Raw genomic sequence first — 1587 nt, 5'->3', positions numbered from 1 at the left:
ACTAAAACTTCCCACACCGTATCGGTGTGTTGAACCTTGAAAATTCAATATTTCAGCCAATAAAAAAGGCATAAATCTGTTCCTCTTGGTATAATGGAGTTGTCGAAAAACCATTTTAACAAAGGAGATTTATGCCATGTCCAGTATACCACAAAACCATTCCGATGAGAAAGACTTAGTTGATTGTGTTCAGAGATTTTTTTCTAAACACCATGTTGGCAAACTTCTTGCCAAATGCAATGGGATGAAAGAAAAAGGTATTTCTCCCGTTTCTCTGCTTCGGTACAAACTCAGCAACATTTTTGTCGGAAGAAGTATGTATATGCAGCGACGGACTGGCTCTTTTAAGGAAGAGTTTTCCAAGAACACGTTTTACCGTTTCCTTAATTCCGCAAAAACAAACTGGCTCCGTTTTACTTCTCTTCTTGCCGCAGATATCGTAAACAATGACATCAAAGGTCTGACGAATGATAGCAGGAAAAATGTCTTCATCATTGATGACAGTCTTTTTAACCGCACCAGCTGCAAGAAAACAGAACTGGGATCAAAAGTTTTTGATCACACGGATATGCATTTTAAAAAAGGATTCCGAATGCTTACTTTAAGCTGGAGCGATGGAAATACATTGATCCCGGTAAACAGCTGTCTGCTGGCATCTGCAAAAGATACAAATATCATTGGTCCGGTAAAGACCTTTGATAACAGAACCGTTGCAGGAAAAAGACGCAAGCTTGCTCAGACAAAAGCGCCGGAAGCAATGATGACCCTGTTGGACACTGCCCTCACTGCAGGAATGAAAGCGGATTATGTCCTGTTTGATTCCTGGTTTTCCAACCCGGCACAAGTCACAGACATTCACTCAAAAGGTATGAATGTGATCGCCATGATCAAGAAAAGCAGCCGGATCAAATATTCATACTGTGGTGAACAGCTGAACATCAAAGAGATTTATTCCCGGAATAAGAAGCGTCGTGGCAGATCAAAATATCTGCTTTCCGTTGACGTTATGGTCGGAAAAGAGAATCCGATTCCAGCAAAGATTGTTTGTGTAAGGAACAAAGCGAATCGCAAGGAGTGGCTTGCTTTTATCTGCACAGATACGACTCTTTCCGAAGAAGAGATCATTCGTATTTATGGAAAACGCTGGCAGATTGAAGTTTTCTTCAAGACCTGCAAATCTATGCTGAACCTGATTGGAGAATGCCACAGCCTATCTTATGACGCACTGACAGCCCATGTGGCCATTGTGTTTACCAGATATATGTTACTTGCGATGGAACAGCGCCAAAATGAAGATCAGAGAACTCTTGGTGAGTTGTTCTTCTTTCTTGTCGATGAAATGGCAGACATTACTTTCAGCAGATCGCTTGCTATTCTGATGGCTGTCTTAATGGCAAGCCTTCAGGAAATCTTAAAGCTCAGTGACGAACAACTGACTGCTTTTACTGCTGATTTTGAGGCAAGATTACCAGAATATCTGCGTAATGCACTTCATCCAGAGATTGCAACGGCATAAATCACTATTTTGTTAGCTGAAATATTGAATTTTTAAGGTACGAATCCCATTTTAGGTATGGGAAGTCTTAG

The 1587-nt window shown here is 40.9% G+C and carries 1 protein-coding gene; it reads left to right on the top strand.

The features are described from left to right. The first annotated feature begins 136 nt into the window (after positions 1–136). Positions 137–1516 (top strand): IS4 family transposase, encoded by a 1380-nt coding sequence (locus LKD71_RS17985; protein WP_331466531.1) that lies wholly within the window; start codon positions 137–139, stop codon positions 1514–1516. Positions 1517–1587: the final 71 nt, after the last annotated feature.

The sequence above is a fragment of the Fusicatenibacter faecihominis genome (assembly GCF_020686945.1).
Lineage (GTDB): Bacteria > Bacillota > Clostridia > Lachnospirales > Lachnospiraceae > Limivivens > Limivivens faecihominis.
This window is presented reverse-complemented; position numbering and strand designations above follow the sequence as displayed.